The organism is Streptomyces marianii (assembly GCF_005795905.1).
GTDB lineage: Bacteria > Actinomycetota > Actinomycetes > Streptomycetales > Streptomycetaceae > Streptomyces > Streptomyces marianii.
The window spans coordinates 2,142,501-2,166,138 of sequence record NZ_VAWE01000001.1 but is presented as its reverse complement, the minus strand read 5'-3'; the positions used below and the strand labels follow the sequence as shown (position 1 = coordinate 2,166,138).

Sequence of the window (23,638 nt, the reverse complement as noted above, 5' to 3'; positions counted from 1 at the left end):
GTGTGAGCGATCTGGTGGGGGACGCGCGGCGTCTGTCGCCGTCGGCGCAGGAGGCCCTGCGGCTGCGTGCGGTGGCCGTGTTGGTGGCGGGCCGGGACCGTGGAGACGTGGCGGCAGTCTTCGGCGTGTCGCTGAAGGCCGTCGACAGCTGGTGGGCGAAGTGGCAGGCCGGCGGGCGAGAGGCGCTGGTCATGCAGCCGCGGGGCAAGCCGGTCGGGGTGGTGCACCAGGTGCTTGGGGAGTCGGAGCAGGCCGCCCTGCGGCAGGCGGTCCTCGACCACCGGCCCTGTGACGTGGGCTTGAGCGGGCAGCTGTGGACGCGGCGGCTGATCGGTGGCCTGATCGCGAAGCTGTACCGGGTGCGGCTGACCGAACCGGGGGTGGGCAAGTACCTGAAGCGGTGGGGGCTGTCGTTCCAGCGCCCGGACAAACGGGCCGTCGAACAGGACCCCGAGGCCGTGCGCCGCTGGCACCAGGAGACCTGGCCGAAGATCCGCACGAAGGCGAAGGCCGACGGCGGTGGGATCCTCTTCGCCGACCAGGTCACCGGCCGCACCTGGGGAGAGAAAGGGAAGACGCCCATCGTGCGGCGGAGCGGGAATCGGTTCTCCGTGAACGCGATGTCCGCGATCAGCACCAAGGGCCGCATGCACTTCATGGTCTTCACCGAGAGCTTCACCGCGGAGGTGATGTGCCGCTTCCTGGACCGGCTCGCCGGCCACTTCGACCAAAGGGTCCACCTCGTCGTCGACGGACACTCCGCCCGCCGGTCCAAGAAGGTGCGCGACTGGCTCACCGCCCACCTCGACGACGTTGAGCTGCACTTCCTCCCCGCCTACTCGCCCGAGCTGAACCCCGACGAGCTGGTCAACGCCGACCTCAAGCACAGCCTGCCCCGCCAGCACCGAGCCCGCGATCAAGCCGAACTCGCCGCCGAAACCCGCCGCTTCTTCCGCCGACGCCAGCGCCAGCCGCACATCGTCCGCGGCTACTTCGGTGGCCCGCACGTCCGCTACGTCCTGAACGAGAACCCCATGAGTTTCTGATCAATATGTGGTAGCCGTAGAAGCGCTTCTCGCCGGCCTCGGAGTTGGCGGCGTCCCGCTGTCCCAGATCGAGGTCGCCGCCGACCGCCGTGATCGCTCCGAAGACTTCACCGATCCGCTGGGCGCGGTCTTCCAGTGTCTTGGGGTTGGAGAGGTCGCCGTCGGCCAGTTGCTCGGCCATATAGCCCTGCTGCGCCTGGTAGATCAGGTCGAAGTTCTTGGCTTCCGTTGAACCTTCGGGCACGTCGGAGACGCCACGCATCAGGCGCAGCAGGCTACCCCGACTGTTCTGGATCTGTGACTCGTCGCCGTCTGCCAGCTCGTCGCCTTTGCCTGTCCGGCCTCCTGGCCCTTCACCGGCGCGGGGCCAACTCACCCTTCCGGATCCGTCTATGGACGGGTACTTCGGCAGCCCGACCGTAGACAGGGCGAAGGGAGAGGGGCACACTCCACATGGCGGACCCCGCCCCCTTCTCGAGTCGGCTCAACTCACTGCAGGTCGAACTCCCCGTCCCTGGCGCCCAAGACGAACGCGCGCCACTCGGCCTCGGTGTAGCGCAGGACGGTCTCCGGGTCCAGCGACGACCGCATCGCCACGGCACCCCCTGGTAGGTACGCGATCTCCACACGTTCCTCGTCGGGGCTCGTGCCTGGGGCGCCCTGCCACTCCACTTCACTGATGTCGAGCGCGTACAGCTCGTCCTTCTCCTGCTGAGTGCCCATCAGGCGCTTCCCCTTCGTGCCGGTGGCGGTGGTGCAGCGTTGCGGGTCCAATTATCCGCAGGTCGAGACGGCGTGGTGTAAGAACGGCCGACGAGCACGACCCTTCGGCTTACCCTGTGTGTCAGCTGCCCATGACTTGGCTGCGGAACTCGGGCATGGACATGGTCTTCTCCTTCGGTGGCAGGGTGATCGGGAACTTGTCCCCGAACGAGTCGTACGTCGTCGTGCTCGTCCGCCCGTCGCGCGAGGACTCCAGCAGGAGCAGATGCGAGGCGCCGTTCTCGATGAAGTAGGTGTCCTCCGCCGCTCCGGCGGAGACTCGGACGGCTGTGGTCTGCTTGCCGTCGAGCTTCCGGTCCTTTTCCGGTGCGAGTTCTGCCGTCTCGGAGATCGTGTAGTACACGTCGCAGCCCTGACCGGACTCGGTGGTCACGAAGACGTCGGTAAGGGCGTCGGGCACGGTGATCTGCTGCCCGCGCTGCTTCAGCGCGTCCGCGAAGAGCGGGGCGCTCGTGTAGGTCGTGCCGTCTTTGCAGTACATCTCGCCGGACGTACCGCCTCCCGACGCCTCCAAACGGAACCCCTGCTCGGGGTCCGACCACATCTCCTGCTTCCCGCCACCGAACGCGGTGGTCGTGCCGGAGGAGTGGAAAGTGGTCTCGCGCATCGCCGTGTTGGCGCTCTTGACGATCTGCGCCGCCCCGTCGCCCGACCCACCGGCCTCCCCAGTGCCGACGTCCTTGCTCGGGGCAGCGCTGTCGGTAGGCGTGGTGCCTTTGTCGCCCTTCGCGCAACCGGTCACCAACCCGGCGACGACCGCCAGGACGGCGATGGAACGAAACACCGGCCGGGTACGGAAAATCATTGATCTGTCACTTTCGCTATGTATTGGTGTCTATTCGAGGATTCCAGCGGCGACGTGTGCCACTTCCCAGGCACCGGTACTCACGGCTCGATCTCCTGGTGGGCGCCCGTGCCGGCTCCGCCGGGTCGGCTCGTCCGTGTCCCGTGTCTGCCGGGGCGATTTCGGGCATGTCTCTCCGTGTTCATGAGCGCTGGGCCTTCAGCCGAGAGAGCCGAGGTAGATGGGTCGTTTTCCCTAAGAGTCGGTGATGGCTGTGCATCCGAACGCTGCACCGACCTTATCGGTGAAGGTCCTGAAGAGCGATGCCGACTTTGGTGACTGAGGCTTCTCCCTGGACTGGAAGTACTGCTGGCCCAAGCCCATGGCGAAGTATGTTTCCGTGCCTGAACAGTCGGCGACCACATGCATGTCATCGATTCCTGAAGCTTGCCACCCCGGAATCGGAGAGGCTTCGGAAAACTCGTCCGACTTTTTGAGGCCCGCCAGGATGACGGGGTCCTGTACCACGGAGTAGGTGAGATAGTCGGATTCACTCGGAGAGGGCTCTGCTTCTTCATCCAGCACCACAGAGCACGACCACATCGGCTTCGGCTCCTCGGGTACTGTCTCCTGGATTTTCGCACCTGGGTCGGTAGCGGTGGCAGGAAGTGAGAGCCCCTTGATGCCGCAGAGTTTCCGAGGGTCGGCGGTGCGTGTCTCGGGTGGGGGTTCGAGCGCGGTCGGCGCCTGCAACCTCTTGTCGCTGCACCCTGTACGTTCAGCCAGCCTGTTGGCGGTGTCCACCAGGAGTCGGACGAGCGCCATTCGACTCGTCTGGGTGACCTGCCCGCTCCGGATATCCCCTCTCACAACGGCTGCCTCATCCGTCGCGCAAGAGGCGGGCAGCCATACCCAGGCCCGGTCGTCGTCCACCACCGCTCCGGTCGCTTCGCCCGAGAAGAACGCAATAGTGGCAGGCTTGGGGCCGCCGTTGTCGGTGAACGGAAAGTCCGCTCGGTTCCTTGTTGCTGAAACGAAGAGTTCTTGATCATCGGCGCCGGGAATGGCTGACTTGCTTACAATGGTGCAGTCGAACAGCAGAGTGTCTTCGCTCGAGCTCGTTGGGCCGTCATGGCCCAGAAGCCTGCCCGATTTTGAGAAGGCCGCCTCGACCGACTTCGAAGACAGGCGTCCATCGCAGAGCTGATCCGAGCCCAGGAGGTTGGTATTCAGGGCGATGTGGAGGCCGGTCACACTCACAGTGAGGGTGGAGAGCAGTGCGGCGATTTTCCAGCCACGTGCAATTTTCTTAGGCATGGCTTATTCCTAGCTCCTGGTTCGCAGAGCAGTGTATGCATCCTCGCGACCGCTCTTGTAGCTCTGATCCGCTTCCCCTCTGGCGTTCTTGAAGGCTTCTGAGTTCTCCACGCCCCGCTGCTCAGCCCATCCTTGGAGAAGCATGTTCGTCCCGGTCAGGCCGCTGGCTGAATCTGAACTGTCCTTGGCCCTCGCGATATCGTTCTTCTCGGCGATGACGTCCTTGGACCACTCGTAAGTCACGGCGTCCACCATCCGCTGCGCCGCATCGCCGACCACTGGAATCGTATTGAAGACCCCGCCTACCACGTGGTAGCTGTAGCGGGCGTCGTCGTTGATTTTTCCGACCTGTGCGTCGCGAACGTCTAGCGTCATGTCCGACCCGATCCCCGTCATGGTGCCCATCACCGATGCGACTTCGCGGGACTTGGTGTTCCAGTCGCCGACGACGTTGTTGACCTGATGCTCTGGAGCATCCCTGGCGGATGCCAGGTGCTCGGCTGCGATGCGCTTCTCGGCCTCGTAGAGGGCGTCGAACACAAGGATGGGATCCCCGTCAGGGGTCTTTCCGAGTACGCCGTCCGAAACGCCTCGCATCACTCGGATCAGGCTTTGCTCGCCGTTGGCAATCCGAAATTGATCGCCCTCGCCCTCGATAGTGGGCAAGCCTCCCGGGCTGTGGGAGGGCTGCCCGCTGAGGATGGTGAAAAGATCCTCGGAATAATCGTTCATGGCGCGACCGAGGGGAACCTTCAAGTTCGTCGGAATGGAGTCGCCCTTGCTCTTCTGGTCCAGGAGTTCGATGGTCTCGTGCATGATGCGGGCTTGGACTTCGCTGTGCGGGCCTGGGGTGCCGACGGGTGCTCCAGGCTGTTGCCCGGTGGTAGCCGCTTCCAGGGCTGCGCCGAACCCCACTCGGGCGTCGCCGTCCTCTATCGGTGCGCCATGGGCGATCCGGGACGTCTCTACTTTCGTCCACTCCGAGTACTCCGGGACGATGCCGTTCCAGTCCCGTTCGCGCAGCAGGTAATTGAGAGCCGAGCTCTCGGTCTTGGAACCCGGGTCCAGGAACTGTGCTGCCGCGTCAGGATGCTTGCCGAGGATACCGAGCGCGCTGTCCAACGGGTCGTTGACAAACCAGGGGGCGTTCTTTTCGTTGTAGGCCTGGTTGATGTCCCAGATATCGCCCTTGCTGTCCTTCTCGGCTGCATAGATGTCCTGGGTCAGGCCCTTGACGAAGTTCGGGTCGTACCTGCCCGTGTCGCCGTGCTCCATGATGCCCATGAGGACCTGGTAGCCCAGAACCTTCCCGTCCGACCCCTTGGCCGGAGTGCCGGGGCCGAGAGGGCCCTCGAACTCCTTGACGCCGATGCTCCGCATGTCATCGCGCCACTGCTTCTGGAACTTGGGGTCTGTGGCTGCGGTGGCAATGGAGTTGGCGATGCCGCCCTTGATCGACTCGTATGTCCCCTTGTTCTCTTTGTCCTTGCCGTAGGCGAGTGAGTCGATTCGGTTGGCCAGCTTCAGGGTCCCGTCCGCCCCCACACCGTTGAGGAAGGTTTGCGAGAAGGTCGTGTCCTTGCTGTTGTCGCGCAGCGATCGATTCAGTTCCGCGAGATCGGCTGCGGGTACACTTTCGCCCTTGTTGATTCTGGTGGCGATGTCCGCCGAGTGGCGCGCCTCGTACTCCTCGATGTCGCCCTGCGCCTTGGCGTTGAAGCCGACGCCGGCCGTCTCGTCGTTGCCGCCGTACCCCTCGTCCTTGACGACTCCTTCCAGGGCGATCTTCACGCCCCCGTCGGCGTCGTCGAACGCCTGAACCGCGTCCTTGATGCGCTTGGTCCAGGCTTCTTCGCGCTTGCGTTTGGCTGCTTGGGCCTCGGGGACGTGGGACAGTTCGTTCTGTTCCATGCGGCTGATGGACTTGGGGTCGCGCGTGGCCACGCCGTTCTCGTCGATCAGCATGTGATCTTCCTGGGCGGCCTTGATGACCGAGTCCAGTCGGCCTTTGAGCTCAGTGAACTGCTCGTGGGCGTCGCGCAGGAGCTTGGCTATCGCCTTCGCCTGCGTCTGTGCCGCCGCGTACTCGTAGCGGGTGGCGGCGAAGTTCGTGTAGGCGGTGCCCACGGTGACGCCGGTCCAGTCCGGGCCCATCGTGATCTTCTGGACGCTGTCGCCGTAGCTGGTCTCGACCTTCTTGAACTCGCGCGCCACCTCGTCCCACTTGTCGGCCGCCGTGGTGAGGTGGCCGAACTTGGTGGTGGTGACTTCCTTGTATGTGAGCACTGTCTGTTCCCCGTTCTGCTCAGTTCCCGGCCGACTTGTCTCTGTGCCTGGTCATCGCCTCAGACGATGCTCATCGGCCCAGGCCGTCCAGGCCCGACTTGCGGTTCAGCGGCCCGAAGCCGTCGTACGTCGCGACGTCGTTGCGCAGGAACATGCTCCGTGCGCCGAGCAGTGCGTTCTGCTCCCGCTCCAGCCGCCCGAGGAGCATCTTGGCCTGGGTCTCCCAGGTCTCCTTGACCTTCTTCAGACCTGCGCAGGTGTCCCAGCCGCCGAAGCCGGTGATGGCGTTGTTCGTCGACTCGTCGGCGAGGTCGGAGGCCCACTGAGTGGTGGGCTTCAGGTCGTTCTCGATCTTGCTCGCGGCGGTTCTCTTCTGTGCCGGCGTCGACCCGAACGTCCCGGAGCTGCCGCCTGGGGCCAGCGGGCTGGGGGGAGTGGCCGAACCGCCCCCGTCCGGAGCCAGTTGGTTCAGCTGCATGCTGGAGGACTGAGCGTCGACCGCCTGCGTCGCCTCCGTGCGCCGATCGGCCCACTCCTGCTCGAATCCCATGTTCTCTCCCCGTTCATGCCGTCCGGTGCCGCCCCCGGGCGGCCACTGCTTGTTGTCAATTGAAGGTGCGTCGGGTGGAGTGGCCGAGTCTCCCCGCCCGTGGCTTCCGTCACAGCTCCGGCATCTGTCCCAACTGCACCAGCGACACTCCGCCCTTGCGAGACGCGAAGTAGCCGCGGCCCGGCGGCATCGGCCTCGGGCGGACGTTGCCGATCAGGTCGCCTTCCTGGGGATCGCCCGACAGGACCACGCCCTGGGCCCCCAGTTCCTTGATGCGCTGCATGAACGCCTCGTACATCGAGCGGGACGCGCCCGCCGTGTTACGGGCGATGATGAAGCGGACACCCGTGTCCCGGGCGAACGGCAGGTAGTCCGCGAGTGGCGACAGCGGATTTCCGGAGCTGGTGGAGACCAGGTCGTAGTCGTCGATGATGATGAAGATCTGCGGGCCCGTCCACCAGCTCCGGTCCCGCAGCTGCTGCGGCGTCACGTCCGTCGGCGGCTGGCGCCGTGCGAACACGCCGGACAGAGCCTCCATGTGCATCTGCATGGAACTCGCCATAGGCGCGTACTCCAGCAGATGACTCTCCGGCAGCGCGCCGAGCAGCGCTCTCCGGTAGTCGCCGACGACGAGCTTCGCCTCATCGGGCGTGTAGCGCTCGGCGATCTGCTTCGCGATGAGCCTCAGCAGGTTCGTCTTGCCGGACTCGCTCTCACCGAACACCAGGAAGAACGGGTCGGTCTCGAAGTCGACGAACACCGGCTCCAGGCTGGTCTCGTCGATACCGATCGCGACGCCGTGCCGAGGGAACTCGAGCCCCTTCGGCAGCCGATCGGCGGGGAACTTGCGCGGCAGCAACCGCACCGCAGGCGCACCCGGTCCCGTCCAGCTCGCCCGTACCGCCTGTACGAACGCGGCCGTGCCCTCCGCGAGGTCACTGGCGCTGCTCGAGTCGTCGATGCGCGGCAGCGCACCCATGAAGTGCAGCTTCTCGGGCACCTGGCCCCGGCCCGGCACCCCCGTCGGGACGTTCGTCGCGACCTTCCGGTCGAACTCGGAGTCCATCACGTCGCCGAGGCGCAGTTCCAGCCGACCCAGCATCTGGTCCTTGATCGCTGCCCGGATCTCCATGTACCGGGCTGCGGTGATCACGATGTGCACGCCGTAGCCGAGACCGCGGGCCGCGATGTCGGTCACCATCGACTCCAGACCCTCGAAGTCGTTCCTGAAGGTGCCCCAGCCATCGATGATCAGGAATACATCGCCCCACGCCTCACCGGGTAGTTCGCCCGTCGCCCGCCTGCGGCGGTAGGTGGCGATGGAGTCGATGTTGTGGGAGCGGAAGAACTCCTCACGGCGGTTCAGTACGCCCATGACCTCCGCGACCGTACGCCGCACCCGCTCCGGGTCCAGACGGGACGCGACACCACCGACGTGGGGCAGGTCCGCGAGTGAGGACAGCCCTCCGCCCCCGAAGTCCAGTGCGTAGAACTGCACTTCGCTCGGGGTGTGGCTGAGGGCGAACGACGAGATCAGCGTGCGCATCAGCGTCGACTTGCCGGACTGCGGACCGCCGACGACCATCATGTGGCCCGCGGCACCGGAGAAGTCCCGGTACAGCACCTCACGCCGCTGCTCGAACGGCTTGTCGATCAGACCCAACGGCACGACGAGACCACCTGGACGGGTGTACTCCGTCGCGGTCAGGCCGCGGTCCGCGGTCCGCGCGAGCCCCGGCAGTAGCTGGTCCAGGGATGGCGCCTGGTCCAGCGGCGGCAGCCACACCTGGTGTGCGGGCACGCCCTGCCCCTCCAGCCGGCGCACGACCACGTCCAGCACCGTGTCCGCGAGTGCGTCGTCCTCGGTCTTCTGCGGCGCCGCGAGATGAGCCGGGTCCGGTGTGGCATACACGACCGGCACCGGCGCCGCGGTGAAGACGGCGGTCCTTCGCTCGATCGGAAGCTGGTCCGCAGACAGCTGCGGTCCGCCCGTCCGATACGTACCCGACACGTACGCCGCCTTGAAGCGCGTCATCTCGTCCGTACCGAACTTCAGGTAGCCCGAGCCGGGAACGGACGGCAGATGGTAGGCGTCGGGCACACCGAGCGCCGTGCGCGACTCCGCCGCCGAGAAGGTCCGCAGACCGATCCGGTAAGAGAGATAGGTGTCCAGACCGCGCAGCTTGCCCTCCTCCAGGCGCTGCGAGGCGAGCAGCAGATGCACACCCAGCGATCGGCCGATACGGCCGATCTGGATGAACATGTCGATGAAGTCCGGCTTGGCGGTGAGCAGTTCGGAGAACTCGTCGATGACCAGGACCAGGGACGCCAGTGGCTCCAGCGGTGCGCCGGCCGCGCGCGCCTTCTCGTAGTCGTGGATGTTGGCGTAGTTGCCCGCCGAGCGCAGCAACTCCTGTCGCCGCTGCAGCTCACCGCGGATCGCGTCGCCCATCCGGTCGACCAGCGTAAGGTCGTCGGCCAGGTTCGTGATAACCGCGGCCACATGCGGCATCTGCGACATGCCCGCGAACGTCGCACCGCCCTTGAAGTCGGCGAGGACGAAGTTCAGCGTCTCCGACGAGTGCGTCACCGCCAGCCCCAGCACCAGCGTCCTCAGCAGCTCCGACTTGCCGGAACCGGTCGCACCCACGCACAGCCCGTGCGGGCCCATGCCTTCCTGCGCGGCCTCCTTGAGGTCCAGCATCACCGGCAGGCCGTCCTCGCCGACACCGATCGGCACACGCAACCGCTCGGCCGTCGACCTCGGCCGCCAGGTCCGGGCCACGTCCACCGCCCCCGCGTCGCCCAGGTTCAGCAGGTCCGTGAAGTCCAGGTTGGCCAGCAGCGGCTCGTCGTCGTCGCCCCCGCCGATCCGCAAGGGGGCCAGCTGCCGGGCCAGGGCCTCGGCGGACTCCGGCGACATGGTGTCCGGCACGCCCTCGTACGCGTAGCCGGTTCCCGACTCCAGACGCAGCCGCCCGGGCCGTACGATCACCGAGAGCCCGCCGCGCTGCTCGTCTAGTTCACCGGAGACCACTTCGACGACGGTGACGCCCTGTAGCCCCTCGGCCGCTGCGAACAGCGAGTCCGGCGGCACCATGCCGCCGTCCAGGACCACCACGATGTGTGGCTGGTCGAGAACCGGCGGGCTGTCGCGGTTGAACCGGGGCCGCCCGTCGAGCCGGCTGCGCAGCAGCTGCTCCAGCTCGCCCAGGTCGTCGCCGAAGAGCCGCCTCGTTCCAGCCCCGTCGAGCTGCCCGGGGACTTGGGTGTGCGGCAGCCACTTCGTCCAGTCCCAGTGCGCCACCGCTCCGGGCGCCGCCACCACCGCGACCATCAGGTCCTCGGGTGAGTGCAGCGTTACCAGCTGCGACACCAGCGCACGGGCCGCTGCCTGCGCCGACTCCGGCTCGCCCGACACCGTCACGTGGTAGAACGCCCGCAGCGAAACGGCCATCGGCAGCCCGTCGAGGGAACCGTGCACCGCCAGGAATCGCTGCATGGCCCCCGCGCACAGCGGTTCCAGCTCGTCCACCGGAGCCGTGTCCGGCGCGATGAGCGGTGTCGACAGCTGTTGTGCGCCGAGCCCGATCCGCACCTGCCCGAAGTCCTCGTCGCCGACACGTCGTTCCCATACCCGTGAACCCTCGGCCACCACCGACCAGAGCTGCTCGGGCGAGGGGTGCAGATACAGCTGTGCGTCGCGCTGCCGGCGCGCGGTCCTGCGGGCCGTCCGTCGCGTCTGGGCGAGGTACTTGAGGTAGTCGCGCCGGACATCGGCGATTTGCCCCTGCGTACCCTTCCTGAACCTGACGATCTGGGCGATCACCATCGCAACCGTCGACACCAGCATCAGGATGCCCATGACCCGCATGAACGGATGTGCGCCCGGCATGAAGAAGAAGACGACGGAGGAGCCCATGCCGAGCATCGGGAGGACCTGCATCAACATGCCCTCCTGCTGCCCGCGCGGCAGTTCGGGAGGGGACTCCAGCTTCAGTTCCTCCGCGGGTACTTCAGGGGGAAGGGACCTCGGCGGTCGTTTGACGACGATCTGGCTCACCGGAACATCAATCCCTCGGTACGGACGGAAGTCGGAGGCAACGAACCGCTCCGGCGCCCCCGTTGACTGCCTTTGCTTCGCGGACTCCCTCCGCGCGACGGTGATCCTACTTGCAGGTGGTCGCACCAAGTACCGGTAGGGTGTCCGCGCATCGTGCGCAACCGCGAATCAGGGGGTCCCACACGTGAGTACGACCGCAGCGACCGGCTTCTGCCGCGTCACTGTCGTGGCACCGGACAGCCGGATCGACGTCGCCCTCCCCGAGGACATCGCCGCCGCCGACGTCTACCCGGAGATCCTCCGGCTCACCGGGCAGACGCAGTCCGCGGGCACCCCCACCGGCTACCACCTGGTCCGTCGCGACGGCACCGTCCTGGACGGTGCCCGGACACTCGCCGCCCAGCAGGTGCTCGACGGCGAGGTGCTCAGCCTGCGGCCCTTCGCCCAGTCGCTGCCGCCCGCCGTCTTCGACGACGTCTCCGATGCCGTCGCCGCCGCCGTCACCCGCGACCGTCATCTGTGGAGCGACGACCTGTTGCGAGGCGCCGGACGGTTCGGCGGGGTGCTGCTGCTCGTCCTCGTGGGCTTCGTCCTCTGGTTCGCCGATCCCGTACGGCACGACATGCACGGTCTGCCCGGCGTCATCGCGGGCGCGGCAGGTCTCCTGCTCACCGCGTTCTCCGGCGTGCGGGCCAGGGTGTACGGCGACAGGGCCACGGCTGTGGCCCTCGGCCTCGGCGCGCTCCCGCTGCTGCTGATCGCGGGCTCCGGGATCATCGGTCAGCCCCCCGGAGACGGCCCGGGCCGACTGCAGTTCCTGATCGGCTGTGTGACGGTCCTGGTCGCCTCGGTCACCCTGGTCGTCCTCACCCCGAGCGGGGATGCCTCGTTCGTCGCCGCGACCTTCCTGGCCGCTGTCGGCACGCTGGCGACCTTCGTCCTGATCGTGGCCGAGGCCTCCGCCACCACGGCCGCAGCGGTCTGCGTCCCGGTGGCCGTCGGCCTCGTCGCCTTCCTGCCGGGCCTGTCGGCACGCTTCGCCCGTCTCCCCATCGGCTACGCCTCCCCTCGGACGGCCACCGCGGACGACTTTGACACCGACCCCCACGACATCCCCGAGGCCCAGCCCGTCGACGCCGAGCGCATCGCCGCCCAGGCGCGCCGTGGCCACGAGATGCTGCTCGGATTGGTCGGCGGCTGTTCCGCGGTCGTTGTCGGCTCCGCGGCCGTCCTGGGTTTCTCCGGCAATGTCTGGGGCCAACTCCTCGCCCTCTCCGCCGGCCTCGCGATGCTGCTGCGAGCCCGGCTCTTCCGCTACACCTCGCAGGTCGTCTGCGCCCTCGTCGCGGGAATCTCCTCGATCGCCCTACTGGTCCTCGGTCTGGCCCTGAACCCGCCGTCCGACCTGGTCAGGGAGCTCCTGGTGTATGGGGACCGCAGCGGTCTGGACACCCGTACCATCTGGCTGAGCACAGTTGTCGCGGCCGGAGCCGCCCTCGTGACCGCCATCGGCCTGATCGTCCCGAGGAAGGGCCTCTCGCCGTTCTGGGGCCGACTGCTCGATCTCACGGAGAGTGCGGTGCTGCTCACGCTGGTTCCGCTCTGCCTGGCCGTGCTGGACGTCTACGACCGGGCCCGGTCCCTGACCGGCTCGTGACACTGGTACTCTGTGTGACGGCCGTTTGTGTACGCGACCCCCGGAGCCTCGCAGGCTCTGGGTGCAGCGTCCATCGCGCCTTCGCCTCCGAGTCACGGAAGCTCCCCTGAGACCAAGACCAGGGGCACTCGCAGGCGCATCGAACACCAAGAGGAGTACCGAGTGTCTCTCGACGCCGCCACGAAGAAGCAGATCATGTCCGAGTTCGGCACCAAGGAGGGCGACACCGGCTCCCCCGAGGTCCAGGTCGCGATGCTCTCCCGCCGCATCTCGGACCTGACCGAGCACCTCAAGACCCACAAGCACGACCACCACTCCCGCCGTGGTCTGCTCATCCTGGTCGGCCAGCGCCGCCGGCTGCTGCAGTACCTGGCCAAGAAGGACATCCAGCGCTTCCGTACGCTGGTCGACCGCCTCGGCATCCGCCGCGGTGCGGCGGGCGCCAAGTAGGACGATGTGAAGGGAGCGGTTCCCACTTCCAGGGGGCCGCTCCCTTTGCTGTACGTGCGGAGAGTCACAGACGCTTTGTAGTCTGGTCGCACGACGCAGTACCGAAAACGGAATACCGAACGAGGAGGAGCGCCCCTCCGCCGCCGGTCCTCGGTAGTGGCCCCCGGAAGCCATGTCGACCGGGTGCTTCGATCGAAGACCGGCCCGCACGCAAGGCGCGCTTCTCCGCCACCGTCCTCCCGCCACGCGGGCCGGAGGACGCAGACGAGGAGATATCGCTGGTGGAGAACGAGACCCACTACGCCGAAGCCGTCATCGACAACGGTTCCTTCGGCACCCGCACCATCCGCTTCGAGACGGGCCGCCTGGCCAAGCAGGCCGCCGGCTCGGCTGTGGCGTACCTGGACGACGACACCATGGTGCTGTCGGCCACCACAGCGTCCAAGAACCCCAAGGACCAGCTGGACTTCTTCCCCCTGACGGTCGACGTCGAGGAGCGGATGTACGCCGCGGGCAAGATCCCCGGCTCCTTCTTCCGCCGTGAGGGCCGGCCGTCCGAGGACGCGATCCTGACCTGCCGCCTGATCGACCGGCCGCTGCGCCCGTCCTTCAAGAAGGGCCTGCGCAACGAGATCCAGATCGTCGAGACGATCATGGCGCTCAACCCCGACCACCTGTACGACGTGGTCGCGATCAACGCCGCCTCCTGCTCCACGCAGCTGGCCGGCCTGCCCTTCTCCGGCCCGATCGGCGGCACCCGCGTCGCACTGATCGACGGCCAGTGGGTCGCCTTCCCCACCCACTCGGAGCTCGAGAACGCCGTGTTCGACATGGTGGTCGCGGGTCGAGTCCTCGAGGACGGCGACGTCGCGATCATGATGGTCGAGGCCGAGGCCACCGAGAAGACCGTCGAGCTCGTCAAGGGCGGCGCCGAGGCGCCGACCGAGGAGATCGTCGCCGCCGGCCTCGAGGCCGCGAAGCCCTTCATCAAGGTCCTGTGCAAGGCCCAGGCCGACCTCGCCGCCAAGGCAGCCAAGCCGACCGGCGAGTTCCCGGTCTTCCTCGACCACCAGGACGACGTCCTGGAGGCCCTGACCGCCGCGGTGAGGAACGAGCTCGCCCAGGCGCTCACCATCGCCGGCAAGCAGGAGCGTGAGGCCGAGCTCGACCGTGTGAAGGCGCTGGCCGCGGAGAAGCTCCTGCCGGAGTTCGAGGGCCGCGAGAAGGAGATCTCCGCCGCGTACCGCTCGCTGACCAAGTCGCTGGTCCGTGAGCGCGTCATCAAGGAGAAGAAGCGCATCGACGGCCGTGGCGTCACGGACATCCGTACGCTCGCCGCCGAGGTCGAGGCCATCCCGCGCGTGCACGGTTCGGCCCTGTTCGAGCGCGGTGAGACCCAGATCCTGGGCGTCACCACCCTCAACATGCTCCGTATGGAGCAGCAGCTGGACACCCTTTCCCCGGTGACCCGCAAGCGCTACATGCACAACTACAACTTCCCGCCGTACTCCGTCGGTGAGACCGGCCGCGTCGGTTCGCCGAAGCGCCGCGAGATCGGCCACGGCGCCCTCGCCGAGCGCGCCATCGTGCCGGTGCTGCCGACGCGCGAGGAGTTCCCGTACGCGATCCGCCAGGTGTCCGAGGCCCTCGGCTCCAACGGCTCGACGTCCATGGGCTCCGTCTGCGCCTCCACCATGTCGCTGCTGAACGCCGGTGTGCCGCTGAAGGCCCCGGTCGCCGGTATCGCCATGGGTCTGATCTCCCAGGAGATCGACGGCCAGACGCACTACGTCGCCCTCACCGACATCCTCGGTGCCGAGGACGCCTTCGGTGACATGGACTTCAAGGTCGCCGGTACGAAGGAGTTCGTCACCGCCCTCCAGCTCGACACCAAGCTGGACGGCATCCCGGCCTCCGTCCTGGCCGCGGCCCTCAAGCAGGCCCGCGACGCCCGCCTCCACATCCTCGACGTGATGATGGAAGCGATCGACACCCCGGACGAGATGTCCCCGAACGCCCCGCGGATCATCACCGTGAAGATCCCCGTGGACAAGATCGGCGAGGTCATCGGCCCCAAGGGCAAGATGATCAACCAGATCCAGGAGGACACCGGCGCCGAGATCACGATCGAGGACGACGGCACCATCTACATCGGTGCCGCCGACGGACCGGCCGCCGAGGCCGCCCGCGCCACGATCAACGGCATCGCCAACCCGACCATGCCGGAGGTCGGCGAGCGCTACCTGGGCACGGTCGTCAAGACCACCACCTTCGGTGCGTTCGTCTCCCTGCTCCCGGGCAAGGACGGCCTGCTGCACATCTCGCAGATCCGCAAGCTCGCCGGTGGCAAGCGCGTGGAGAACGTCGAGGACGTGCTCGCGGTCGGCTCCAAGGTGCAGGTCGAGATCGCCGAGATCGACCAGCGCGGCAAGCTCTCCCTCATCCCCGTGATCGCGGACGAGGACGCTGCCGGCGACGACGGCGAGAAGAAGGACGACACCGACAAGTGACGTCCCGTAGTGCCAGGACGACGGCCCGCACCTCCTCGGAGGCGCGGGCCGTCGCCCGTACCCAAACGCTTCTCCAGGGCGAGCACGGCATCGGCACGGTCCGCAAGACCACCCTCCCCGGGGGGCTGCGCATCGTCACCGAGACCCTGCCGTCCGTGCGCTCCGCGACCTTCGGTATCTGGGCCCATGTCGGCTCGCGCGACGAGACCCCCTCGCTGAACGGCGCCACGCACTATCTGGAGCACCTCCTCTTCAAGGGCACGCACAGGCGCTCCGCCCTCGACATCTCCGCGGCCGTCGACGCGGTCGGCGGCGAGATGAACGCCTTCACGGCGAAGGAGTACACCTGCTACTACGCGAGGGTGCTCGACACGGACCTGCCGCTGGCGATCGACGTCGTCTGCGACATGCTCACCGGCTCGCTGATCCTCGATGAGGACGTGGACGCCGAGCGCGGCGTCATCCTCGAGGAGATCGCGATGACCGAGGACGACGCCGGCGACGTCGTGCACGACCTGTTCGCGCGCACCATGTTCGGCGACACCCCCCTCGGCCGTCCCGTGCTCGGCACCGTCGACACGATCAACGCGCTGAACCGCTCGCAGATCACCCGCTTCTACCGCAAGCATTACGACCCGACGCATCTGGTCGTCGCCGCGGCGGGAAACGTGGACCACGCGACCGTCGTGCGCCAGGTCCGCAAAGCCTTCGAACAGGCCGGCGCCCTGACCCGCACGGACGCCCGGCCGGTCGCCCCGCGCGACGGCCGGCGGAAGCTGCGGACCGCGGGCCGCGTGGAGGTCCTCGACCGCCGCACGGAGCAGGCGCACGTCGTCCTCGGCATGCCCGGCCTCGCCCGTACCGACGAGCGGCGCTGGGCTCTCGGCGTACTGAACACCGCGCTCGGCGGAGGTATGTCCTCGCGACTGTTCCAGGAGGTCCGGGAGAAGCGCGGCCTCGCGTACAGCGTGTACTCGTACACCTCGGGCTTCGCCGACTGCGGGCTCTTCGGCGTCTACGCCGGCTGTCGGCCCAACCAGGTGCACGACGTGCTGAAGATCTGCCGCAACGAGCTCGACCGGGTCGCCGGCGAAGGACTGGCCGACGACGAGATCGACCGCGCCATCGGCCAGCTCTCCGGCTCGACCGTCCTCGGTCTGGAGGACACCGGCGCGCTCATGAACCGCATCGGCAAGAGCGAGCTGTGCTGGGGCGCCCAGATGTCCGTCGACGACATGCTGGCGAACATAGCCGCGGTCACACCCGACGACGTCCGCGCGGTCGCCAGGGAGGTCCTGGGGCAGCGGCCCTCGCTGTCGGTCATCGGCCCGCTGAAGGACAAGCAGGCTGACCGCCTGCACACATCAGTCTCGTAGTCCCGTTGTCCCGTAGAGAGAGCAGAGCAATGAGCAAGCTGCGCGTGGCCGTCCTCGGCGCCAAGGGCCGCATCGGTTCCGAGGCCGTGCGAGCCGTCGAAGCCGCCGACGACATGGAGCTCGTCGCGGCGCTGGGCCGGGGCGACAGGCTGGAGACCCTCGTCGAGGCCGGCGCCCAGGTGGCCGTCGAACTGACCACCCCCGCCTCGGTCATGGGCAACCTCGACTTCTGCCTGCGCCACGGCATCCACGCCGTCGTCGGCACCACCGGCTGGACCGACGAGCGCCTCACGCATCTGCGCACGTCGCTGGCGGCCTCACCGGAGACCGGGGTGCTGATCGCGCCCAACTTCTCCATCGGCGCCGTCCTCACCATGAAGTTCGCCGTCCAGGCCGCCCGCTGGTTCGAGTCGGTCGAGGTCGTGGAACTGCACCATCCGAACAAGGCGGACGCTCCCTCCGGCACCGCCACCCGCACGGCGCAGCTGATCGCCGCGGCACGCGCCGCGGCTGGCTGCGCCCCGCAGCCGGACGCCACCGTGACCGCCCTCGACGGCGCGCGCGGCGCGGACGTCGACGGGGTGCCCGTGCACGCCGTACGGCTGCGCGGCCTGCTCGCCCATCAGGAGGTGCTGCTCGGCGGTGAGGGCGAGACCCTCACCATCCGCCACGACTCCCTGCACCACAGCAGCTTCATGCCGGGCGTCCTGCTCGGGGTGCGCCGTGTGGTGGACACGCCCGGGCTGACCGTCGGCCTCGAGAACTACCTCGACCTCGGCTGAGGATCCCGGTGCGCGCCAAGATCACGTACTTCGTCACGGCCGCCGTTCTGGTCGTCTACTTCGTCCTGGTCGGCAGCCGGGGCCTGCTGCTCATCGAGCAGGGCACCCTGCTCACCGTGACCTTCGGCGTGGCGGTGCTGATCCTGCCGGCGATCGGCCTGTGGTTCCTCTGGAAGAACACCCAGTTCGTCAGGAAGGCGAACGCACTGGCGGCGGAGCTCGAGGCCGAGGACGGACTGCCCGTCGACGAACTGGTCCGTACGCCCGGCGGGCGTATCGACCGAGACTCCGCCGATGCCGTCTTCGCCAAGCGCCGTGCGGAGACCGAGGACTCGCCGGACGACTGGCGCTGCTGGTTTAGGCTCGCGGTCGCCTACCACGACGCGAGGGACACCCCGCGGGCCCGCAAGGCGATGCAGCGCGCGATCGCGCTCCACGAGGGCAGGCCGTTCGGGGCCTGATACGGCTCCTCCGACGTCGTCCGGGCCTGAGGGGCCCGTTCGCCGGGTGACCGACCTGAGCAGGGGGCGTCGGATCGCCCCTGCTCAGCGGCGCCTGGCTGCTTCCGGTCGGCGGGTCGGGGAGGGCTCGGACACGACAGCGGCCCGGGTGCGTCCCGGGCCGCTGTCCTGTACGAAGAGGGCTCGTGCGAGGGGGGCTCGTGAGCAGGAGGCGGGCCCGGCTCAGCGGTGCGGGCCGTACTCCGAGCCCCACGCCTCGAGGGTGTCGGCCGCGCGGTCGAAGGCCTCGACCCGCGACAGGAAGTCCCCGTTGTGATCGGTGAGCAGTGTGAGCGGCTCGTCCCCGTCCCGCACGAGCACCAGCGCCTGGCCCTGGACCGTGCGCGGCAGCCCGAGCCACCGCACCGGCTGCTGCACGGTCCGCAGCGTCTTCACCCTCGCCCACGGCAGCGTGGTGGTCGAGACCACGGCAACGTGCCGCAGCCCGTGCCGGCTCACCCACGTACCCATGCGCAGGATGCGCAGCGCGCCGCAGATGAGCAACGCGGCGATGCCGACGCAGACCGCCGCTCCGGGCAGTGCGCCGGCGAAGGCGATGACCATGGCCGCGAACAGTACGAACGAGGCCAGCAGCAGGAGCAGCGCCGCCCCGCCGACCCGCCAGGGGCCGGGACGGTACGGACGTCGCCACAGGTCGTGATCATCGAACGGCAATGCGACATCGTGGTCTGCGGCGTCAAAGGCACGGTCCGCCGTCAGAAAGGGCAGGGGCACGGCTGGTCCTCACTCGTCACCACTTCGGGGCTGTGACCGGTGAGGCTACCGAGGCAATCGGAGACCGGCCACTCCAGGGGGGCCATGAGGGTGCTTCCCGGCGGGCCTGCCGGGGTGGGTGCGTCAGCGCCCCTCGTCCTTGGCCTGGCTCGGGGCCTTGGGGGAGACCGGGGCCTCCAGCGCCGGCAGCCCGAAGAGCAGCGACCCGACCAGCCCGGCAACCACGGTCAGACCGATCAGCGAACGGCCGACGAGCTGGGATGCGCTGGGCCGCCGCCGGGGTGGCGGGGCCACGTTGCTGCGGAAGCGGTCGGCCTCGGCGACGAACGCGAACGGAACGGCTTCTCGCCGGCGGAACATGGAGGAGCCCCCTCGGGGTGTGTGACGAAACGCGGCTACCGGTACAGACGCGTATAACCGGAGTTTGGTGCCCGAATCCAGCGAATCGACCGGGGCGGGAACCGGGACGCTCCGCCCCCGCTCGTCGTTGTAACGAGCGACCGTAGAGAATGGTCGCCGCCCGTGCGACGCGACTGGAAGGACCCCCGCCGGTGACCCGGAACCCCGACGACATCAAGCCCAGCTTCCGCAGCGATGTCACCGTCGAGCTGGTGAAGCACACCGCCGGCGACTCCGACGTGCTGTGGGCGGCCCGGGTATCGACCGCGGGCGAGCAGTCGCTGGACGAGCTCTCCAAGGACCCGGAACGGTCGAAGGGGCTGATCAACTACCTGATGCGGGACCGCCACGGCAGCCCCTTCGAGCACAACTCGATGACCTTCTTCATCAGCGCCCCGATCTTCGTCTTCCGCGAGTTCATGCGCCACCGGGTCGGCTGGTCGTACAACGAGGAGTCCGGCAGGTACCGGGAGCTCCAGCCGGTCTTCTACGTGCCGGACGAGTCGCGCAAACTGGTGCAGGAGGGCCGTCCCGGCAAGTACGTCTTCGTGGAGGGCACCCAGGCCCAGCAGGAGCTGACCGGACGGGTGATGGAGGACTCGTACCGCCAGGCGTACGAGGCCTACCAGGAGATGCTCGACGCGGGTGTGGCCCGCGAGGTCGCCCGTTCGGTCCTGCCTGTCGGCCTCTACTCGTCGATGTACGCGACCTGCAACGCCCGCTCGCTCATGCACTTCCTGGGGCTGCGCACCCAGCACGAGATGGCCAAGGTCCCGTCCTTCCCGCAGCGCGAGATCGAGATGGTCGGCGAGAGGATGGAGGAGCACTGGGCCAAGCTCATGCCCCTGACCTACGCGGCCTTCAATGCCAATGGTCGGGTGGCCCCGTAAGGCACAGATGTGCGGTCAGCCTTACTCGGTGTCCGTATTGCGGCGTTTCGAGAAGTTCATCTAGGCTGATCAAACGGACCCGGCACTGCTTGAACCCCCGAGCAGGCAGTGCCGGGCTCCACTGAGCAGGAATACGTCACGTCCCCCAAGGGGACCCTCCGCGCTGAGCAGCGAGTAGCGTGTTACCCATGGCACCGATCTCGACTCCGCAGACCCCCTTCGGGCGGGTCCTCACCGCCATGGTCACGCCGTTCACGGCGGACGGCGCGCTCGACCTCGACGGCGCGCAGCGGCTCGCCACCCACCTGGTGGACGCAGGCAACGACGGCCTGATCATCAACGGCACCACCGGTGAGTCCCCGACCACAAGCAACGCGGAGAAAGACCAGCTCGTCCGGGCCGTCCTCGAGGCGGTGGGCGACCGGGCGCACGTGATCGCCGGGGTCGGCACCAACGACACCCGACACAGCGTCGAACTGGCACGTGCCGCCGAGCGCGCAGGCGCGCACGGCCTACTGGCCGTCACCCCCTACTACAACAAGCCCCCGCAGGAGGGCCTGTACCGGAACTTCACGGCCATCGCCGACAGCACCGGACTCCCGGTGATGCTGTACGACATCCCAGGCCGCAGCGGCGTCCCGATCGACACCGAAACGATCGTGCGCCTGGCCGACCACCCGCGGATCGTCGCGAACAAGGACGCCAAGGGCGATCTCGGCCGTGCCAGCTGGGCCATCGCCCGCAGCGGACTCGCCTGGTACTCGGGCGACGACATGCTCAACCTGCCGCTGCTGTCCGTCGGCGCCATCGGCTTCGTCTCCGTGGTCGGCCACGTCGTCACCCCGGAACTCCGTGCCCTGGTCGACGCCTACACCGCCGGCGACGTGCAGAAGGCGACCGAGATCCACCAGAAGCTGCTCCCCGTCTTCACCGGCATGTTCCGCACCCAGGGCGTCATCACCACGAAGGCCGCGCTCGCCCTCCAGGGCCTGCCCGCGGGCCCGCTGCGGCTCCCGCTCGTCGAGCTCAGCGAGGCCGAGACGGCCCAGCTGAAGATCGATCTCGCGGCCGGCGGGGTACAGCTGTAACCACAGACTTCACAACTGAATACGTCCAACTGAATACGAACGACCGGACGACAACAGCAAGTGCACGAATGTCATGCGCGCCACGTGCCCAAGCGGTACGTGGCGCGCGTCGTGAGGAGAGTCTTTTGAGTCATCCGCATCCCGAACTCGGCGCTCCGCCGAAGCTCCCCAAGGGTGGCCTGCGGGTCACACCACTCGGCGGTCTCGGCGAGATCGGCCGCAACATGACCGTCTTCGAGTACGACGGCCGGATCCTGATCGTCGACTGCGGTGTCCTCTTCCCCGAGGAGGAGCAGCCCGGCGTGGACCTGATCCTGCCGGACTTCACCACCCTCGTGGACCGCCTGGACGACGTCGAGGGAATCGTGCTCACGCACGGTCACGAGGACCACATCGGCGGTGTGCCCTATCTGCTCCGCCTCAAGCCGGACATCCCGCTGATCGGCTCCAAGCTGACCCTCGCGCTGATCGAGGCCAAGCTCCAGGAGCACCGCATCCGTCCGTACACCCTCGAGGTCGCGGAGGGGCAGCATGAGCACGTCGGCCCCTTCGGCTGCGAGTTCATCGCGGTCAACCACTCCATCCCGGACGCGCTCGCGGTCGCCATCCGCACCCCGGCGGGCATGGTCGTGCACACGGGCGACTTCAAGATGGACCAGCTCCCGATGGACGGACGTCTGACGGACCTGCACGCTTTCGCACGCCTGAGCGAGGAGGGCATCGACCTTCTGCTCTCCGACTCCACCAACGCCGAGGTCCCCGGCTTCGTCCCCGCCGAGCGGGACATCTCGAACGTGCTGCGCGGCGTCTTCGCGAACGCCCGGAAGCGCATCATCGTCGCGAGCTTCGCCAGCCACATCCATCGTGTGCAGCAGATCCTGGACGCGGCCCACGAGTACGGCCGCAAGGTCGCCTTCGTGGGCCGGTCCATGGTCCGCAACATGGGTATCGCCCGAGATCTCGGATACCTCAAGGTGCCGTCCGGGCTCGTCGTGGACGTCAAGACGCTCGACGACCTGCCCGACGACAAGGTCGTGCTGATCTGCACGGGCTCGCAGGGCGAGCCGATGGCGGCACTGTCCCGCATGGCCAACCGAGACCATCAGATCCGGATCGTGCAGGGCGACACGGTGATCCTGGCGTCCTCGCTGATCCCGGGCAACGAGAACGCGGTCTACCGTGTGATCAACGGGCTCAGCCGCTGGGGCGCCAACGTCGTCCACAAGGGGAACGCCAAGGTCCACGTCTCCGGCCACGCCTCGGCGGGCGAGCTGCTGTACTTCTACAACATCTGCAGGCCGAAGAACCTCATGCCGGTGCACGGCGAGTGGCGCCACCTCCGCGCCAACGCCGAGCTCGGTGCCCTCACCGGCATTCCCAAGGACCGCATTGTGATCGCCGAGGACGGCGTCGTCGTCGACCTGGTCGACGGCAAGGCCAGGATCAGCGGCAAGGTCCAGGCGGGATACGTGTACGTCGACGGCCTCTCCGTCGGCGATGTCACCGAGGCCTCCCTGAAGGACCGCCGCATCCTCGGTGAGGAAGGCATCATCTCGGTCTTCGTCGTCGTCGACTCGACGACCGGGAAGGTCGTGGGCGGACCGAACATCCACTCCCGCGGTTCCGGAATCGAGGACGGCGTCTTCGACGCGGTGATCCCCAAGATCGAGGAAGCCATCCAGAAGTCCGCCGCCGACGGAGTCGCCGAACCCCACCAGTTGCAGCAGCTCATCCGTCGCACGATCGGCAAGTGGGTCTCCGACACCTACCGCCGCCGGCCGATGATCCTGCCGGTGGTCGTGGAGGTCTGACGGCTCGTCGGCTGTCTCCGGAGCGGGGCAGGCCCTCGATTTGCATCGGGCCGCCCCGCTCCAGTAGGTTGGCGTCTCCGCCCGAGGGATACCGGTGCACCGATGTGTGCTCGAAAGGTCTCCACAACGGAGCGGGAAATCCGACTCAGAATCTCTGATAAAGTCGGATGCGCCGAAAGGCGGAAGGCCCTCCAACGGCCACCGGAAATGAATTCCGAACCGGGAACGGAACGGAAATCGGATCTGGTAGGGTTGGAAACACCGAAGGGAAGCGCCCGGAGGAAAGCCCCAGAGAATGTTCTGCGGGTGAGTACGAAGGAAGCGTCCGTTCCTTGAGAACTCAACAGCGTGCCAAAAGTCAACGCCAGATATGTTGATACCCCGTCCATCCGCACGGATGGTCGAGGTTCCTTTGAAAAAACACAGCGAGGACGCTGTGAACCGGGGAGACTATTCCTCTTCCTGGTTCCGCTCTCGTGATGTGTTCGCCCCGATCACGGGGAAGCATTCACGGAGAGTTTGATCCTGGCTCAGGACGAACGCTGGCGGCGTGCTTAACACATGCAAGTCGAACGATGAACCTCCTTCGGGAGGGGATTAGTGGCGAACGG

Annotated in this window: 19 protein-coding genes and 1 rRNA gene (1 of these 20 running past the window's edge); 12 read left to right on the top strand and 8 right to left on the bottom strand. The window is 67.6% G+C overall.

Annotation, left to right across the window (positions count from 1 at the left end):
* The first annotated feature begins 2 nt into the window (after window positions 1–2).
* Both FEF34_RS09560 and FEF34_RS09555 read left to right on the top strand, forming a co-directional pair.
* Entirely contained in the window at window positions 3–1,046 is a 1,044-nt protein-coding gene (locus FEF34_RS09560; protein ID WP_234042347.1) for an IS630 family transposase, read from the top strand.
* A 7-nt stretch (window positions 1,047–1,053) separates the two neighbouring features.
* On the top strand, window positions 1,054–1,278 hold the full coding sequence (locus tag FEF34_RS09555) for a hypothetical protein (RefSeq protein WP_138052776.1): 225 nt from the start codon (window positions 1,054–1,056) through the stop codon (window positions 1,276–1,278).
* A 257-nt stretch (window positions 1,279–1,535) separates the two neighbouring features.
* Here the strand turns inward: FEF34_RS09555 and FEF34_RS09550 are convergent, their stop codons facing one another.
* The 6 genes from FEF34_RS09550 to eccCa all read right to left on the bottom strand — a co-directional run bounded on the left by FEF34_RS09550 (window position 1,536) and on the right by eccCa (window position 10,829).
* On the bottom strand, window positions 1,536–1,769 hold the full coding sequence (locus FEF34_RS09550) for a DUF397 domain-containing protein (RefSeq protein ID WP_138052775.1): 234 nt from the start codon (window positions 1,767–1,769) through the stop codon (window positions 1,536–1,538).
* A gap of 121 nt (window positions 1,770–1,890) precedes the next feature.
* Complete coding sequence (locus FEF34_RS09545; protein ID WP_138052774.1) at window positions 1,891–2,634, bottom strand: hypothetical protein; 744 nt, start codon at window positions 2,632–2,634, stop codon at window positions 1,891–1,893.
* A gap of 234 nt (window positions 2,635–2,868) precedes the next feature.
* Window positions 2,869–3,930 (bottom strand): hypothetical protein, encoded by a 1,062-nt coding sequence (locus FEF34_RS09540; protein WP_138052773.1) that lies wholly within the window; start codon window positions 3,928–3,930, stop codon window positions 2,869–2,871.
* 9 nt (window positions 3,931–3,939) lie between these two features.
* Window positions 3,940–6,216, bottom strand: coding sequence for a hypothetical protein (locus FEF34_RS09535; RefSeq protein WP_138052772.1), 2,277 nt, complete (start codon window positions 6,214–6,216; stop codon window positions 3,940–3,942).
* A gap of 70 nt (window positions 6,217–6,286) precedes the next feature.
* Window positions 6,287–6,766: a hypothetical protein gene (locus FEF34_RS09530; RefSeq protein ID WP_138052771.1), complete on the bottom strand. Its 480-nt coding sequence runs from the start codon at window positions 6,764–6,766 to the stop codon at window positions 6,287–6,289.
* A gap of 109 nt (window positions 6,767–6,875) precedes the next feature.
* Window positions 6,876–10,829, bottom strand: a complete 3,954-nt coding sequence (gene eccCa / locus FEF34_RS09525) for a type VII secretion protein EccCa (protein WP_138052770.1) — start codon at window positions 10,827–10,829, stop codon at window positions 6,876–6,878.
* 184 nt (window positions 10,830–11,013) lie between these two features.
* Here eccCa and eccD point away from each other — a divergent pair, with 184 nt between their 5' ends.
* From eccD to FEF34_RS09495, 6 genes are all read left to right on the top strand, one after another.
* Window positions 11,014–12,486 (top strand): type VII secretion integral membrane protein EccD, encoded by a 1,473-nt coding sequence (gene eccD / locus FEF34_RS09520; RefSeq protein WP_138052769.1) that lies wholly within the window; start codon window positions 11,014–11,016, stop codon window positions 12,484–12,486.
* A 162-nt stretch (window positions 12,487–12,648) separates the two neighbouring features.
* Window positions 12,649–12,936, top strand: a complete 288-nt coding sequence (gene rpsO / locus FEF34_RS09515) for a 30S ribosomal protein S15 (protein ID WP_138052768.1) — start codon at window positions 12,649–12,651, stop codon at window positions 12,934–12,936.
* Window positions 12,937–13,217: 281 nt separating this feature from the next.
* Window positions 13,218–15,446 carry a polyribonucleotide nucleotidyltransferase gene (locus tag FEF34_RS09510; RefSeq protein WP_138052767.1) on the top strand — a complete coding sequence of 743 codons (2,229 nt, stop codon included), beginning with the start codon at window positions 13,218–13,220 and terminating at the stop codon, window positions 15,444–15,446.
* Window positions 15,443–16,822, top strand: coding sequence for a M16 family metallopeptidase (locus FEF34_RS09505; RefSeq protein WP_138052766.1), 1,380 nt, complete (start codon window positions 15,443–15,445; stop codon window positions 16,820–16,822). Before FEF34_RS09510 ends, FEF34_RS09505 begins: the two co-directional genes overlap by 4 nt.
* A gap of 29 nt (window positions 16,823–16,851) precedes the next feature.
* Window positions 16,852–17,604 (top strand): 4-hydroxy-tetrahydrodipicolinate reductase, encoded by a 753-nt coding sequence (gene dapB / locus FEF34_RS09500; RefSeq protein ID WP_138052765.1) that lies wholly within the window; start codon window positions 16,852–16,854, stop codon window positions 17,602–17,604.
* Window positions 17,605–17,612: 8 nt separating this feature from the next.
* Window positions 17,613–18,065, top strand: a complete 453-nt coding sequence (locus FEF34_RS09495) for a tetratricopeptide repeat protein (protein ID WP_138052764.1) — start codon at window positions 17,613–17,615, stop codon at window positions 18,063–18,065.
* Window positions 18,066–18,287: 222 nt separating this feature from the next.
* Here the strand turns inward: FEF34_RS09495 and FEF34_RS09490 are convergent, their stop codons facing one another.
* Together FEF34_RS09490 and FEF34_RS09485 are read right to left on the bottom strand one after the other, a co-directional pair.
* The gene (locus FEF34_RS09490; RefSeq protein WP_138052763.1) at window positions 18,288–18,839 is read right to left on the bottom strand and encodes a hypothetical protein; all 552 of its coding nucleotides are present in this window, start codon (window positions 18,837–18,839) and stop codon (window positions 18,288–18,290) included.
* A 123-nt stretch (window positions 18,840–18,962) separates the two neighbouring features.
* Window positions 18,963–19,199, bottom strand: a complete 237-nt coding sequence (locus FEF34_RS09485; RefSeq protein ID WP_138052762.1) for a hypothetical protein — start codon at window positions 19,197–19,199, stop codon at window positions 18,963–18,965.
* 191 nt (window positions 19,200–19,390) lie between these two features.
* Here FEF34_RS09485 and thyX point away from each other — a divergent pair, with 191 nt between their 5' ends.
* From thyX to FEF34_RS09465, 4 genes are all read left to right on the top strand, one after another.
* A complete protein-coding gene (gene thyX, locus FEF34_RS09480; protein WP_138052761.1) occupies window positions 19,391–20,128 on the top strand; it encodes an FAD-dependent thymidylate synthase in 738 nt (245 codons plus the stop codon).
* Window positions 20,129–20,316: 188 nt separating this feature from the next.
* Window positions 20,317–21,216: a 4-hydroxy-tetrahydrodipicolinate synthase gene (gene dapA, locus FEF34_RS09475; protein ID WP_138052760.1), complete on the top strand. Its 900-nt coding sequence runs from the start codon at window positions 20,317–20,319 to the stop codon at window positions 21,214–21,216.
* Window positions 21,217–21,341: 125 nt separating this feature from the next.
* Window positions 21,342–23,027 (top strand): ribonuclease J, encoded by a 1,686-nt coding sequence (locus FEF34_RS09470; protein ID WP_138052759.1) that lies wholly within the window; start codon window positions 21,342–21,344, stop codon window positions 23,025–23,027.
* A gap of 507 nt (window positions 23,028–23,534) precedes the next feature.
* A 16S ribosomal RNA gene (locus FEF34_RS09465) occupies window positions 23,535–23,638 on the top strand; it runs 1,414 nt beyond the window's last position.

Bases quoted from the DNA above. Each gene is read 5' to 3' on its own strand.
- FEF34_RS09550 (WP_138052775.1), bottom strand. From the start codon at position 1,769: ATGGGCACTCAGCAGGAGAAGGACGAGCTGTACGCGCTCGACATCAGT.
- FEF34_RS09545 (WP_138052774.1), bottom strand. From the start codon at position 2,634: ATGATTTTCCGTACCCGGCCGGTGTTTCGTTCCATCGCCGTCCTGGCG.
- FEF34_RS09540 (WP_138052773.1), bottom strand. From the start codon at position 3,930: ATGCCTAAGAAAATTGCACGTGGCTGGAAAATCGCCGCACTGCTCTCC.
- FEF34_RS09530 (WP_138052771.1), bottom strand. From the start codon at position 6,766: ATGGGATTCGAGCAGGAGTGGGCCGATCGGCGCACGGAGGCGACGCAG.
- dapB (WP_138052765.1), top strand. From the start codon at position 16,852: ATGAGCAAGCTGCGCGTGGCCGTCCTCGGCGCCAAGGGCCGCATCGGT.
- FEF34_RS09485 (WP_138052762.1), bottom strand. From the start codon at position 19,199: ATGTTCCGCCGGCGAGAAGCCGTTCCGTTCGCGTTCGTCGCCGAGGCC.
- dapA (WP_138052760.1), top strand. From the start codon at position 20,317: ATGGCACCGATCTCGACTCCGCAGACCCCCTTCGGGCGGGTCCTCACC.